Origin of the sequence: Desulfosporosinus orientis DSM 765 (assembly GCF_000235605.1) — a bacterium.
GTDB lineage: Bacteria > Bacillota > Desulfitobacteriia > Desulfitobacteriales > Desulfitobacteriaceae > Desulfosporosinus > Desulfosporosinus orientis.
Map to the genome: position 1 here is coordinate 283,815 of NC_016584.1, position 14,203 is coordinate 298,017.

14 protein-coding genes and 1 riboswitch are annotated in these 14,203 nt (G+C 39.9%); of the genes, 10 read left to right on the plus strand and 4 right to left on the minus strand.

Annotation, left to right across the window (positions count from 1 at the left end):
• Positions 1-430: 430 nt before the first annotated feature.
• Entirely contained in the window at positions 431-904 is a 474-nt protein-coding gene (gene greA / locus DESOR_RS01515; RefSeq protein WP_014182847.1) for a transcription elongation factor GreA, read from the minus strand.
• A gap of 912 nt (positions 905-1,816) precedes the next feature.
• Here greA and DESOR_RS01520 point away from each other — a divergent pair.
• The 3 genes from DESOR_RS01520 (at position 1,817) to DESOR_RS01530 (ending at position 5,678) form a co-directional block, all read left to right on the plus strand.
• Positions 1,817-2,683: an ATP-binding protein gene (locus DESOR_RS01520; protein WP_014182848.1), complete on the plus strand. Its 867-nt coding sequence runs from the start codon at positions 1,817-1,819 to the stop codon at positions 2,681-2,683.
• Positions 2,684-2,822: 139 nt separating this feature from the next.
• Positions 2,823-4,130 (plus strand): N-acetylmuramoyl-L-alanine amidase, encoded by a 1,308-nt coding sequence (locus tag DESOR_RS27195; RefSeq protein ID WP_014182849.1) that lies wholly within the window; start codon positions 2,823-2,825, stop codon positions 4,128-4,130.
• Positions 4,131-4,415: 285 nt separating this feature from the next.
• Positions 4,416-5,678, plus strand: a complete 1,263-nt coding sequence (locus DESOR_RS01530; protein ID WP_014182850.1) for an ammonium transporter — start codon at positions 4,416-4,418, stop codon at positions 5,676-5,678.
• On the opposite strand, the gene DESOR_RS01535 is transcribed toward DESOR_RS01530, so the two are convergent.
• From DESOR_RS01535 to DESOR_RS01540, 3 genes are all read right to left on the minus strand, one after another.
• Complete coding sequence (locus DESOR_RS01535) at positions 5,675-6,013, minus strand: P-II family nitrogen regulator (RefSeq protein WP_014182851.1); 339 nt, start codon at positions 6,011-6,013, stop codon at positions 5,675-5,677. The two genes, DESOR_RS01530 and DESOR_RS01535, sit on opposite strands and share 4 nt — an antisense overlap.
• A 245-nt stretch (positions 6,014-6,258) precedes the next feature.
• On the minus strand, positions 6,259-6,384 hold the full coding sequence (locus tag DESOR_RS30495) for a hypothetical protein (RefSeq protein WP_014182853.1): 126 nt from the start codon (positions 6,382-6,384) through the stop codon (positions 6,259-6,261).
• 62 nt (positions 6,385-6,446) lie between these two features.
• Positions 6,447-7,007, minus strand: coding sequence for a peroxiredoxin (locus DESOR_RS01540; RefSeq protein WP_014182854.1), 561 nt, complete (start codon positions 7,005-7,007; stop codon positions 6,447-6,449).
• A 335-nt stretch (positions 7,008-7,342) separates the two neighbouring features.
• Positions 7,343-7,470: riboswitch (SAM riboswitch) on the plus strand.
• A 99-nt stretch (positions 7,471-7,569) separates the two neighbouring features.
• Between DESOR_RS01540 and DESOR_RS01550 the strand changes: the two genes are divergently transcribed.
• The 7 genes from DESOR_RS01550 (at position 7,570) to DESOR_RS01580 (ending at position 14,106) form a co-directional block, all read left to right on the plus strand.
• Entirely contained in the window at positions 7,570-8,766 is a 1,197-nt protein-coding gene (locus DESOR_RS01550) for a homocysteine biosynthesis protein (protein WP_014182855.1), read from the plus strand.
• Between the two features lie 2 nt (positions 8,767-8,768).
• Positions 8,769-9,170: an NIL domain-containing protein gene (locus tag DESOR_RS01555; RefSeq protein WP_014182856.1), complete on the plus strand. Its 402-nt coding sequence runs from the start codon at positions 8,769-8,771 to the stop codon at positions 9,168-9,170.
• A complete protein-coding gene (locus tag DESOR_RS01560) occupies positions 9,171-9,917 on the plus strand; it encodes a UPF0280 family protein (RefSeq protein WP_014182857.1) in 747 nt (248 codons plus the stop codon). It begins immediately after the preceding gene.
• A gap of 410 nt (positions 9,918-10,327) precedes the next feature.
• Positions 10,328-11,401: a CapA family protein gene (locus tag DESOR_RS01565; protein ID WP_242832432.1), complete on the plus strand. Its 1,074-nt coding sequence runs from the start codon at positions 10,328-10,330 to the stop codon at positions 11,399-11,401.
• A 141-nt stretch (positions 11,402-11,542) separates the two neighbouring features.
• Complete coding sequence (locus tag DESOR_RS01570; RefSeq protein ID WP_014182859.1) at positions 11,543-12,598, plus strand: DUF6385 domain-containing protein; 1,056 nt, start codon at positions 11,543-11,545, stop codon at positions 12,596-12,598.
• A gap of 73 nt (positions 12,599-12,671) precedes the next feature.
• Positions 12,672-13,688 (plus strand): DUF6385 domain-containing protein, encoded by a 1,017-nt coding sequence (locus DESOR_RS01575; RefSeq protein ID WP_014182860.1) that lies wholly within the window; start codon positions 12,672-12,674, stop codon positions 13,686-13,688.
• Positions 13,689-13,791: 103 nt separating this feature from the next.
• The gene (locus tag DESOR_RS01580; protein ID WP_042331798.1) at positions 13,792-14,106 is read left to right on the plus strand and encodes a hypothetical protein; all 315 of its coding nucleotides are present in this window, start codon (positions 13,792-13,794) and stop codon (positions 14,104-14,106) included.
• The last annotated feature ends 97 nt before the right edge of the window (positions 14,107-14,203 follow it).

The window sequence follows — 14,203 nt, forward strand, 5'->3', positions numbered from 1 at the left end:
GGCTGTTCATGTTTTGCAAATACTTCCGCAGTAATTAAAGAATTGTATGTGACCTTATATTGTAGGGATTTCCCTAGTGTAGGGTTTCGAATTAATCCATCATCAGCAGGCTGCAGACACAGAGGATTAACTATGAAATCGCCATAATCACTGCGATGAGGCAGCTCTGTACAATCCTCGGTAACTTGAAAGTCTATGTGCCTCTCCATTAATTTGGCCATAGGCACACGGTTTAGCATTACTGAGTCAGTCCAATTTAATACTAGTTCGAAATTTAGTTCAACAGACAGACAATTGTTTTTGTCTATGCAAAGTTATTCTCGATTGATATTATTAAGGGCCGTGAGAAACTAAAGTTTCAACACGGCCCCTTTTTGGCGCGGATGAGCTATCATTTTGCGTTTGAAAATTTGAGTCTAACAGTTTATTGTCATTTTTGGATATCGAGAATTTGATAACGTACAGTACCCGCTGGAACATTCACTTCTACGATAGTTCCTTTGGGATGGCCCAGGACGGCCTTTCCAACGGGAGACTCATTTGAAATCTTATTAGTACTTGGATCTGCCTCAGCTGAACCAACGATGAAATAATCTTCCTCGTCGTCATAATCCACATCTTTCAGACGTACTTTAGCGCCTAAAGCTACGGTTTCTGTGCCTTCAACTTCATCAATGACTCTGGCATTTCTGAGCATTTTCTCAAGCGTTATAATTCTGCCCTCGATAAAAGCCTGTTCATTTTTGGCATCATCATACTCGGAATTTTCGCTTATATCACCAAAGTCAAGGGCTTGTTTAATGCGTGCAGCAACTTCCCGACGCCTCACAGTTTTCAGTAATTCCAGCTCTTCCTCAAGCTTTTTTAGACCTTCAATTGTAAGAACAACTTCTTTATTAGTCATATTTTCCTCCTATGCATCTTATGGTCCTATATGGAATATTATGTATTTTTAAGCAATGCTGATATAATTTTTCGGATTTTAAATAAATAAATTTGATACTGCTAAATTCGAGTAATATAGTCTTGATTTTTTCCAAAATACTTCTATGATATTCGAGGTAACGTGTCCTATTTTTTCCAAGTGTCCTGATCATATGTGAAACGACACAGTTTGAAAAGCCTACAATATCATCATATATCCTGTCTCAAGGTCAGTCAACGTACTTTTAAGGCTTCTTACGATAGAAAAAAGTTCCCGGGTAGTCAACATCCAGACACGTTTTTAAATGCCTATGGGACCTTAACTCGTAAGATTGCGGGTTTTTTGATTTTATGCAGATTTGGGTTTAATATTACTCAGTTTCAAGCTTATTAAATTAATGAATAAAAAAGGCCACATAGGAAGGTAAAGAAATAATCGAACAATACCATTTTATAGACTTGGGTAAAGTTTTTATATCTAATGATATACTTAATAAACGGGGAAAGTTAATTCCTGCAGAGTTCGCAATTATGAAAAAGCACACTTTTAGGATATCAATTGTGTTAAAGGGGATGACCTTTACATAAAAATAGAAGAGGCTATTCTCTTACATCATGAGAGGATGGAGAGTTGTACCCCCCTCCCCCCGCAAGAAACATGGAGGTTTTTGTTTTAATGTATAAAGACTTTTTGAAATTAGGTTTTAGAGGCTAATTGAAAAATATAAAGGGTGCTTTTAGTAATAATTAGACTATAGTGATGAATATAAATTAAAGGATATTATTATTTTGTGTAGAAGCTAATGGTATCAATATTAGATTATGAGTAAAATAATTAAAGAAAAATCAATTGTCGTGTCAAAAGAGTATTGATTATGACAGGTGGAGTTATATGAGTGTTGCAAAATTTTATTGTGAAGCGGACTGGGAATACTTTGTTAATATGAAAAGAGAGTTAATAGAGTTAAGGGAGTATAAAACTAAGCTCCAAGAGATGGTTGATAAAAAAAGTCAAGAACTTAAAAAAGAGATCGAGAAACGGATGGAAATTGAACGCAAACTATCTACGCTGGAGTGTGAAGTGACAAAGTTAGAACGTTTAAATTTAATAGGTCAATTGGCTGCCGGTCTCGGGCATGAAGTTCGAAACCCGATGACAACAATAAAAGGGTTTCTTCAAATGCTGCAAGACAAAGAGGACTTGCATACATACAAAAACTATTTTGACTTAATGATCGATGAACTAGATAGAACGAATGCTATCATCACAGATTTTCTGTCTCTTGCTAAGAATAAGCCAAAAGAAATACAACGACAGTCTCTAAACAATTTATTAGAAAACTTATATACTTTATTGCAAGCCGATGCCTACAGTCAAGGTAAGAAATGTATTTTTGAGCCAGGTGAAATACCTGACATTGACATTGACGTAAACGAAATCACTCAGTTAGTATTAAACTTAGCTCGAAACGGCCTTGAAGCAATGTCACAAGATGGGTGCCTGATTATTAGGACGTTTATGGAAGGCTCTAATATCATTTTAAGTGTTCAAGATGAAGGGAAAGGTATTGATACCGAACATTTAACCAAACTAGGGACTCCATTTTTTACTACGAAGGAAAATGGAACCGGCTTGGGTCTGCCGTTATGTTATAGTATTGCTGATCGGCATAACGCACAAATTGAGGTTGAAAGTGGCCCGAACGGAACTACTTTCTATGTTCTATTTCCTAAAACTGTAGGTTCTTATATCGTTTAAAGTGGTTTTTTGAAAGGAGCACTATAATAAGTGCTTTTTTATTATTTATGGATTGACATCTCTAAGTTGCCCAAGGTTTTCAAATATTCCGTAACCTTGTACCTCCTCTAAGAATAAGATGAAAAGAGGAGGTTTTGGTGTGAAAGTATGTATTGATCCGGGTCATGGGGGGTATGATCCTGGAGCTGTTGGCTTTGGTCTAAAAGAGAAAGATCTGACGTTGGATATTTGCCTCAGACTTCAGCCATTGCTAGAGTTTAACGGTATAAGTACAGTTTTAACACGAAACGGGGATTACGCTCCGGGGAACTTTGAGAATTATCCCAGAGGAGAGCTAGGGGCTAGGGTTAATATTGCAGAATCTGAAAATGTAGATCTATTTGTATCTGTCCATATAAATGCAGGTGGAGGAACAGGAGCAGAGGTGCTTATTATCGGCACCGGAGGAAAGGCAGAAAGTGCTGCATACCAAGTTTTACCTCATCTTGTGGAAGGGGGCAATTGGGCAAATCGCGGAGTGAAGGTTCAAAATATCCTGGTACTCCGAGATACGACTATGCCTGCTATCCTTACAGAAAATGGGTTTATTGATAATATAATTGATGCTGGAAAGTTAAAGGAGACTGATTTCCGTCAGACTCTTGCGGTAGTACATGCTAAAGGGATTTGTGATTATTTTGGGATACAATATCAGGAGCCGCTTCAGCCAACTCCTAGTGTGATGTACCGTGTTATTTTAGATGGGAAACAGACAATTGCATTAAGTTTTCAAGAGAAGGCTATTTTTGAAGTTAAAAATGCAGTGGATGGAGGTCTAGCCTCTGAGGGAGTTGTTCAGCGAACAACAGATAATGTTATTGTTTATGAGTACAAGTCATCTGGTAATATTTCAAAAACTCCGATTATGGGTGAAGAGACCATCATAGTTGAGCAGTGTAGGCAGTTTTTGCTTAACTACAACCCCGATGCCCCGGATATCATTTCCTACTACAAGATCCATGGGGAAAGACTAGGAATTAAATGGGGTTATGCAGTGGCTCAAATGATAAGAGAAACTGGATATCTCAAATTTACGGGAGTTGTAAAAGCTGAGCAAAATAATTATGCTGGGATTGGAGCCGTTGGTGAGGGTGCTCAAGGTGCAACTTTTTCTTCAGAGAGTGAAGGGGTGTTGGCTCACTTAGAGCATCTTTATGCCTATGCTGTAAAAGATCCGTTACCTATGGGCGTTCCAAAAGTAGATCCGCGGTTTGATTTGATCGAGAGAGGAAGCTGTCCGAACTGGGAGGATTTGAATGGACGCTGGGCGGTACCTGGGGACGGTTATGGTGAGAACGTGGTTAGAATCTATCATGAAATGGCTCAGGAAATAATCTCAGATAACGAGGAAATATCAATATTGAAGATGATTTATGAAATCGTCTCTAAGTACTTTGATGGAAAATAGCTTCAGTTTCATTTATAAACTCTGAGTTTTATAGTAACTTGTTATAAAATTTATTTGATTTAGATAAAATGGTATAGACACAATTATTTCTGGAAGCTATAATAAACTTGCAACAAAAGATTATGAGAGCAAAGAGGCTCAAAAAAGGCGTTTTGTGAACGCTTTTTTGTAGCCTCTTTTTTCTGTACCATTTATACTTACTTACTCAATAAAATTGACCTAAATAGATACGACACTGGGAAGTGCTTTCGTCAATAATTATTAAATGATTAGGGAGGATCATAAATGTCTGCTTTAAATCCTGGGGATATTTCTTTTGTGGTAATTTGTACTCTTATTGTATTTTTAATGACACCAGGTTTGGCTTTATTCTATGGAGGAATGGTTAGAAAACGTAATGTGCTTTCCATAATGATGCAAAGCTTTGTTGCCATCGCGGTAGTAACCGTAATTTGGGTATTATTTGGATACTCCTTAGCCTTCGGCCCTGATCACGGACATTTAATAGGGGGCTTTGATTGGCTGGGTTTAAAAGGAGTGAGTCTTTCTCCTAATCCTGACTATGCGCCGACGATCCCACATTTATTGTTCTTTATGTTTCAACTGATGTTTGCTATCATTACTCCGGCCGTAATCAGCGGAGCAACTGCTGAAAGACTTCGTTTCAAAGCCTTTGTATTATTCGTGATATTTTGGAGCGTTTTTGTCTATATTCCGCTGGCCCACTGGGTTTGGGGAGTTGGAGGATGGATGCGTAATTTAGGTGTTTTGGATTTTGCAGGAGGTACTGTGGTTGAGGTAGCTTCTGGGGTGTCAGGATTAGTTGCAGCTTATGTGGTAGGAAAACGCCTACAAGTAGGATATGAATGGAATATCCCTCATCATATGCCTAACGTTCTTTTTGGAGGCGGGTTGTTGTGGTTTGGTTGGTTTGGATTTAATTCGGGAGGAGCAATGGGCGCTAATACGGTGGCAGTTCTCGCGCTCACTACAACCCAAATAGCCGGAGCGACAGGCATGATTGGATGGGCGTTGCTTGAGTGGTTCCATCGTCGGCAAATTACGGTTTTTGGGGCAGTCAGTGGAATTATTTCTGCTTTGGTGGCTATTACGCCGGCAGCAGGATATGTCTCAACTATTAGTGCCTTATTAATTGGTTTTGTTGCTGGAGGAGTTTGTTATTTAGCCGTCAGTGTCCTCAAAGCCAAATTAGGATATGACGATGCGTTAGATGTTTTTGGTATACATGGAATAGGAGGAACTTGGGGTACTATTGCAACAGGGATTTTTGCTGACTTGAGTCTTAATCCTCAAGGGAAAAACGGCTGGATCAATGGAGGGGGATTTGAACCTGTTTTGATTCAACTGCTTGCTGTAGCAGCAACTTATTTATTTGTTGGTATTATGACTTTTCTTATTCTAAAAGTTATTGAGCAAATTACTCCTCTAAGGGCAAGCGATGAAGAGCAAGTTAATGGATTAGATTTGACACAACATAGGGAAAAAGCTTATCCGGACTTTGAACTCAGCGAAAATGTCTATATTTAAAGTGCAGCATCGCCATGTTCACCTGTGCGAATGCGAATTGTATCCACTACATCAAAGATAAAAATTTTGCCGTCTCCGAATTCCCCAGTTTTTGAAGTTTTAATAATAGCGTCAATAACTTCATCGATCTTTCCAGAGGGAATCACGACTTCAAGTTTGATTTTAGGTAAAAGCTTGCTGACGATTTCTTGGCCACGATAAATTTGCGTATACCCCTTTTGTTTTCCAAAACCGGAGGCATTGGAGACAGTCATTCCATCCACTCCTAGATCAGATAAAGCAAGCTTTACTTCATTTAGTTTTTCCGGTCTAATTATTGCCTCAATTTTTTTCATGGGTACCACCTTTAAATAATTTATTTTATAGTCTTTCTATAGCATTATATCAAAATGTTCTGGGGTATAAAATATAAATACTATCATTGTAAAAGCCAGGCTTAGGCCTGGCTTTGCGGAGTCTTTTTCTTAAAGGGTGAGTTTTTGCCTCGATCCGGCTTACCCGTTTTTGCTTTATCAGTTGTTTTATTTGACATGGTTTCCTCCTTAATATTAGGTAGTTTTAGCTTTTAATTTGAAGAAATTCAACCCTTATGAGTTGTTTCCTGATCTTTACCATAATCTGTTCGCCCATCTTGATCCGGTTGGTGATCACACGGAATTTCTTCGCGATGAGGAAATCTTCGTTTGTTTTTTTGTTCTTTATCCATTGTATTGCCTCCTCAAAGGTTGTAGGTATAGATTTCCCTATGAGCGAATAAATATGTTAGGATCAGAATTTCCCAGTGAATTTAAAATCTTTTAATATGCCTGCTATTCCGGGCTTCCAATAAGCAGGCACCCCTAAGCCGGTTGCTTCTTCATAAATAAGTCCTTGAATAACCCTAACTATTTCAGAAATGTCGCGCCCAACTTCCGGAGGATAAAGGCTGGCATATTTCACCTTGTGATCTGGACCAATAATAAAGGTTGCACGAAAGGCAATTCCTAGTTCTTCACGGAGGACTCCATATTGATGAGTTATTATATGAGAGCGATCAGATAATAATGGATACTGGATTTTTCGTGCAGAGGGAGAAGTCTCTGCGAAAATTTTGTGTGAATAGATGCTGTCCGTACTGATGGCTAAAATTTGAACGCCAAGGTTTTGAAACGTCTCCTGCTGGGCAGCCACGGCTGCCAATTCAGTCGGTCAGACAAATGTGAAGTCGCTGGCATAGAAAAATAAGAGTACCCATTGGTTCTTATAATCACTTAGCTTGATGGTTACTTTCTCTCCTCTATGGCAGGCTTCAGTTTCAAAATCTGGAGCTGGTTGGTTTGGACAAATCACTGTGAGCCACCCCCTGGAATATTCTCTATTATAATATGTAATGGCTGGGGATTTGCCACCCCTGGATCAGCTTGTTTCGTTCGGTTCTGCTTTCAATAACAAAAAAGAGATCTCCTTGAAATTTTAAGGAGATCAAGAGAAGAGGACTAACTACATGAAGAAAATGAAAATTAACTTACAATTATTATATGTAGGAAAATGTCGATTATATTAGGACTTTGAATGGAAATATTTTATAATGAATATCTTAGGAATTAATTAATAAATCAATAAAATAACAATTGACAGGACATAAGCTTGGTGTTAGACTCAGCATAATGAATTTAATGAATAGGCTCTTATCCGGAGTGGTGGAGGGACTAGCCCTATGAAGCCCGGCAACCAGCTTGACGCGTAAATCTAATGACGAAGTCAGAGCATGGTGCTAATTCTTGCAGGAGAAGATTTTCCTGGTAGATAAGAGGAGTGTCGAATTATTGAGATTTAGGCCTCTTCTACCAAAGAAGAGGCCTTTTCTTTTGATAAATTCATTTAGCGAAGAATTCTGAAGGTGGGGATTGTCATGAGTGTAGAAAAAACTTACGCAGAGATTAATGCGAAAATCAAAGCTGGCAAAGCTGTTGTAGTGACTGCCGAGGAGCTTATCGCTCTAGTCGGGGAAAAAGGCCTCTCTAAAGCAGCACAAGAAGTAGATGTGGTAACTACAGGTACCTTCGCACCTATGTGTTCATCCGGGGCTTTTTTAAGTTTTGGGCATACAACACCTCGCATGAAAATGCAAAAAGTTTGGTTAAACGGTGTGCCTGCTTATACAGGTATAGCTGCAGTGGATGCTTATATTGGTGCTACGGAAATGCATGAAGATGATCCGTTGAACACTAATTATCCAGGAGAATTTAGATACGGGGGCGGACATGTTATTTCTGACCTTGTAGCCCGTAAACCAGTGAAACTAAAGGCACTGGCCTATGGGACGGACTGTTACCCACGTCGGAATCTTGAAACTTCCATAACACTGGATGACATCAATGAAGCCACACTTTTTAATCCACGTAATGCCTATCAGAATTATAACTGCGCGGTGAATTTAACAGATCGTACGATTTATACGTATATGGGAATGATTAAACCTCATTTAGGCAATGCCAATTATTCTACGGCTGGAGAATTGAGTCCCTTATTAAAAGATCCATATTTTAAAACTATTGGAGTAGGTACTAAAATTTTCCTTGGTGGTGGAATCGGTTATGTTGCTTGGAATGGTACGCAGCATTTTCCTTCAATGATTGATGTCGATGGTAAAGAGTTGGGCAGTGCAGGAGGTACCTTAGCAGTTATAGGGAACTTAAAACAAATGAGTCCGAGATGGCTGGTCGGTACCAGTTATCTTGGTTATGGAGCGACACTGAGTGTTGGGATTGGTATCCCTATTCCAATTTTAAATGAAGAGATTGCTTTCTATGCGGCTAAGAAGGATGAAGAACTGTTTGCTCCTATTGTGGATTATGGGGAAGCTTACCCTTCGTTTACACCGGGTAACTTAGGATACGTTAGTTATAAAGATCTCAAAAGCGGGAAGATCACAGTCAATGGCAAAGAAGTACCCACTGCTCCTTTATCAAGTATGCCAAGGGCACGTGAAATTGCCGCTGAATTAAAAGGCTGGATTCAAAAAGGAGAATTCCAGTTAACAGAGCCGGTCAAGGCTTTGCCCTCACCAGCAGATGGTTTTATAGCTCATAGTATAAAGGAGGATTGATTATGTCGCCGAAGAAAATCGTGTTGCGTTTTGGGACAGACATATCTGTTAAGCCTATTGTTTATCGTTTGGTTAAGGATTATGATTTAGTGGTTAATATAGTTAAAGCGGACGTCAATCCTCAAAAAGAAGGTACAATGATCTTAGAGGTTACGGGAGATCAAAGTGAAAATGGGCTCAACTATTTACGAGATCTGGGGGTTTCCGTTCAGGCCCTTAATCAGGAAATTGTCCGGAATGAGGATAAATGTGTTATGTGCGGCGCTTGCACGGGAGTTTGTCCCACTGGTGCATTATATATGGAACGTCCGTCTATGGAAGTCCGCTTTGATGGAGATCAATGTGTTTTTTGCCAACTTTGCGTGAAAGTGTGCCCCATGTGGGCCATGGAGGTTCGGCTTTAATTGGATTATACGGAACGTAGTTATAGACAACATCACCGCCAGGAAGATTTAGTCCATTTCCAGGTTGCGGTAGAAGAGACAGACTTAGATATTGGAGTTCGAAAAGAACGGTTTTCCCCGGAACTGGTTGAGTGGGTAGCAGAAACCATTCGAGTTTGCCGTAAACCACTTGAAGATTATGTCACAAAAAATCCTGATTTTGTAAGTGCCTTGAAGCCCTATCCTGTTTTGCCTGAAGCTCCAGAAATCGTTCGCAGGATGTCGGAAGCCGGGCGATTAGCCGGGGTAGGGCCAATGGCGGCAGTGGCAGGAGCAGTGGCAGAGTGGGTCGGCAAATCTATTGCTAAGCGTTCCCGTGATGTAATTGTGGAAAACGGCGGAGATATCTTCATGCGTTCGAGTCGCATTCGTAAAGTTGGAATTTTTGCTGGGAGTTCTCCGTTATCGAGTCGTATTGCTATTGAAGTCAGGCCGAACCAAACTCCGCTGGGAATCTGTACTTCTTCGGGTAAAGTAGGTCATTCCTTGAGTTTTGGAAAAGCGGATGCTGTCGTTGTGCTTTCTCCCTCCGTACCTTTAGCGGATGCAGTAGCAACGGCTACCGGGAATCTTGTTCAGACTCCTAATGATTTAGAACATGCTATTGAGTTTGCTTCTCAAATCCAAGGAGTTACAGGAGTCTTAGTTATTAAGAATGATCGTTTGGCACTCTGGGGAAATGTAAAATTATTGCCCATTAGCTTTTAAAAATGTATCTTGATTATTGTTATAAAGAAAGAAACCTCCCCGTCGGGAGGTTTAAGTTTTTGCGCTAATGTCTTTAATTTCTTTGTATAACTTGTACAATACAAATTTAGCATGAAATGAAGGATCAATCAATGCCCAGATTTTAGGAGGCTGAAATGAGGATTTAATGGATACTTAGGTGGAAGTTTGAATCGAAAATAAACCTATGTGTGGTTCATTACATAAATTAAGAAGGAGACACTCCATTTTTATCGAAAACTATTACAAAGGAGTGATTAATTCTGAACCATTTCAGACTAATATTATTAAGTTTATTATGCTTAGTATTATTGGGATGTGGTGTTCAATCAACGATAGCACCTATACCCAATCAATCGGCTAACCAAACTCTTGATCAGGTTGAAGAGCCATTGAATGCAGAGAAGCCAATTGTTCCTGAAACTAAAAGAATAACACTAGTGGCCACTGGAGATATTCTCATGCACAATACTCAAATCTGGTCTGGGCAACAAGCAGATGGATCTTACGATTTCGGATCGTTTTTTCGTGACGTTAAATCCTTAATAGACTATGGCGATTATACCTCAGCAAACTTTGAAGCGGCGATGGCAGGGGCCCAATCCGGGTATACAGGATACCCTAAGTTTAATAGTCCGGATGAAGTTGCATCAACACTTAAAGATGCAGGGTATGATCTTATTGTTACGGCTAATAATCATATATTAGATAGAGGTTACCCCGGAGCCATTCGCACCATGAATGTCTTAAGAAATGCCGGGCTGGATATTGTGGGAACGTATGAAAGTCAGGAGGAAAGGGACAATTATTTAATTAAAGAACTGAATGGGGTGCGAGTGGGATATTTAGCCTATTGTTACGGGACAAATGGAATCCCAGTACCCAAAGAGCATCCCTACTTTTTTAATTTTATTAACGAAGACACTATAATCAAGGATATTCATAAATTAAAGCCCAAAGTAGATGTTCTCGTGCTCGTTTTGCATTGGGGTATTGAATATACAACTCAACCGACTGAAGAGCAGCGACAATTGGCCGAAACCTTGCTTGAGGCCGGGGCAGATGTTATTCTTGGCAGCCATCCTCATGTAATTCAGCCGATGGAAGTTAAGAAGATAAACAATCAAGATAAGTTTATAATTTATTCTTTGGGTAATTTTATTGGTGACCAGCGCGGGGTTGAACGAAATAGCGGAGTGATTTTAAATTTAACCTTTGAAAAAGATCGTTTAAAGGAAAAAACTGTCTTGAAGAGAGTATCTTACACTCCCACTTATTCCCACAGATACTACGAAAATGGGCGCCTTTGTTTTCGCGTTATTGATGTTCAAGCAACCATTCGCAAGATTCAGGAGGGCACAGATCCCTATTTGAATAGTTCGGATTTAGCAGTCCTGAAACAGGTTCTGGCCCAGACCCAGAGTCAATTAGGCAAACCATTTAACAGAGAAGAATCGAGGGATTAGCGGAAAGGCTGATCCCTCGATTCTTCTCTGTTAGATTTAAGCTTAGGGTTGAAATCCCAGTGTAAAGTGATATTTATAGCGTTTAACCGATAATTATAATGGTGAAAACATTTTAATAGTCCATTCAGGGGGGGGTTAACCATGAGAAAATTTATGGCGAGTTTTAATAAAGTATCTAACGGCAATTTTTTGGTAAAAAGCGGAGCCCAAGCTGCTTTCCCCGAGGGTTGGCTGCAAATTGCCGGCAATCAAGAGTCTAGTTGGATATTTAAGAGCGAACTGCCGGGGGTCCCTCCCTGCTTGGAGATCAGTAATGTAACCGCCATCCGTTCAGGAATCATTCAGAGTGTTGAAGCATCTCTTGATGTCAGTAAGAGTAAAGAATGGATGATAGTAATTATCCTAAAAGCAGATAGCCCTGATAGAAAGGCATATCTCCGCATTTTCCCTAAGTCTTTAAAAGGAGCTGTATGCCAACCGTGGGAGTATTGTTTTGATTCGGGCGTGGCTAAAGAACAAATAAAGCAAGTTCTCGGAGTTGGTCCGGATATTCAATCCCTCCGCTTAGAAACTGGGATTTTGGGACCGGGAGTTCTCAATATTTATCAAATTATAGCCTATAAGCTTTCTCCGCAGCTTACGAAAAGGCGAGTTAAAAAACCTAAGCCTAAGGTTTGCCATATCAATTCTATACAATCAATCGGAGAGATCATTAAACCTATTCAGCTTGCAGCACCGATTCCGCTGAAACTTCCTTTAGGTTTTCAAGGAAATGTTAATGCAGATGTAAGAAATCTTAGCCCAAATCGAGATAAAGTACAAATCTACGGCAGTCACCAAGTGCCTATTGCGACGTCCGCGAGCGGTCGAGTTCAAGTGGAAATAAACGGACGAGGTTTTTATGAAAGTCTTGAAGATGTTACAGCGGGAAAAACCATGGCTAGTACGATTACTAGAGATATTTCGGCTTTGCCCCGTTGCTCTTTTGCAGTGTGGAATTACGGGGAACATCTGGCCTATGTGCAAGCCGAGCTTAGTCCTGATGGGATTCACTGGACTGAAGAAGGGGAGCCTAAAGAGATTCGCCTTGGAAAGTTAGTAATTGTTACACCAAAACATTATCTGCGTTACACCAGACTAACCTACCAAGCAGAAGAGTTAACGGGGTTAAGAATTTGGGTTCAAGCTCAAAATTAATAGTTGTTACATAAAGTATTAATAGTTTCGATTCAATTTGAGACTTAATTTGGTGGTAAAAGGTGGGAAGGAAATGACTGATACGAATCAAGTTTATAATAGTCATTTCCGATTGTGGCAAGAAAATAATCAGAATTTTCCAGATGGTTGGGCCAAAATTGGCGGAGATCCTTCTACTGAGTGGATATGGTCAGGTGTAACCGGTGGTCCGAAGAGCATTAAGATTATCCATCCATCAGGTCCAAGAGCAGGTATCATCCTAGAAAATAATGTTGTCATACCAGCCGGAGAGAATCAGCGATGGGAATTCCGAGCGATTTTAGAAGCAGAGCCGGCAGGTGTAACTTGCTATATTAAAGTTTATCTTGGTGTGGTGAGTCAATATTTATCGCTAGTTCGGCCAGGTTCTCAACCTGAAGAAATAAGCCGAATTATATCTACACCTATTGGTGTAACGGGACTTAGGGTTGAGGTTGGAATTCTTGGTGAGGGTATCGTAACGATTTATGAGATTGAAGGCAGAAGACTCTATCCTAAGCAAGAGTTGAGGCTTGACGAGAAAGGACAGTTATATGTTCGGCACGTTGATTCTATAGGAAAGATTCAAACACCTGTTTCAGTCAGGGTAGAAAGCCCTTTGCCTATACCCGTTGATGTAAAAACCCCTGTAAAAGCTGAATTGCGGGATTTGACGCCTGCCCGTGACGGAATAAAAATTTATAGCAGTAATGGAAACTCCATAGAATCAACTCTTGATGGTTTACTTCAAGTTAAGATGTCTGGAAGAACTTTTCGGCAAAGTGTTGAAACAGTGACCTCCTCACATGACTCACGAGCAACAAAACTAAACGATGTTTCACAGCTAAGTGTTTTTTCCTATGCAATTTTTAATATGGGAATGGAAGTTGTCAGAGTTCAGTTACAAATAAGCCCGGACGGAGCAGTCTGGACATCGGATGATTCAGAATGTGACGTTTTGCCGGGAGCTCTTGCGGTTATTACTCCGAACCGCTTTCTTCGTTTTGTTCGTCTTATCTATTATTCTCAATCCAATAACCCACTGACTATCTGGTTTCAAGCACAGACATAGGGGCTTCTCCATCATTCTCTATTGCAAGATGAACGGCACCAATTATCTAGGAATATATTGCAATATAGGAAGGTGATGGATGGAAGGAGAGATGGAGATAGAGATGGATGGACTGGCATTGGTCTTTTTCTTATCGGTTTTAGTGGAGAAAGTCGTCGAAATATTTAAAGACACGGTATATGCTATACCTTTTTTGCCCGATAAGTTTAAGCCTTTAACTTTAGAACTATTAAGTCTGGCTTGTGGTCTAGTCTTTGCATTTCAGACAGAGGTTAATGCTCTAGATCTTTTAAATGTCAATATTCTTAACCCAACTGTTGGTAAAGTAATAACAGGACTGGTCGTAGGAAAGGGAGCCAATTTTGCCCATGATTTTTTCCATTCTTTTGGTAAGGGTAAGAAGTCTGCAGAGCGTTAGAAGCGGAAATCCTTGTACTTCTCAGAAAGTATAACTATTGGTTGCATACTGCAAGAAGGCTAATACGTGCAAAGACAGTGTCTTCGGGCGCCAGCCA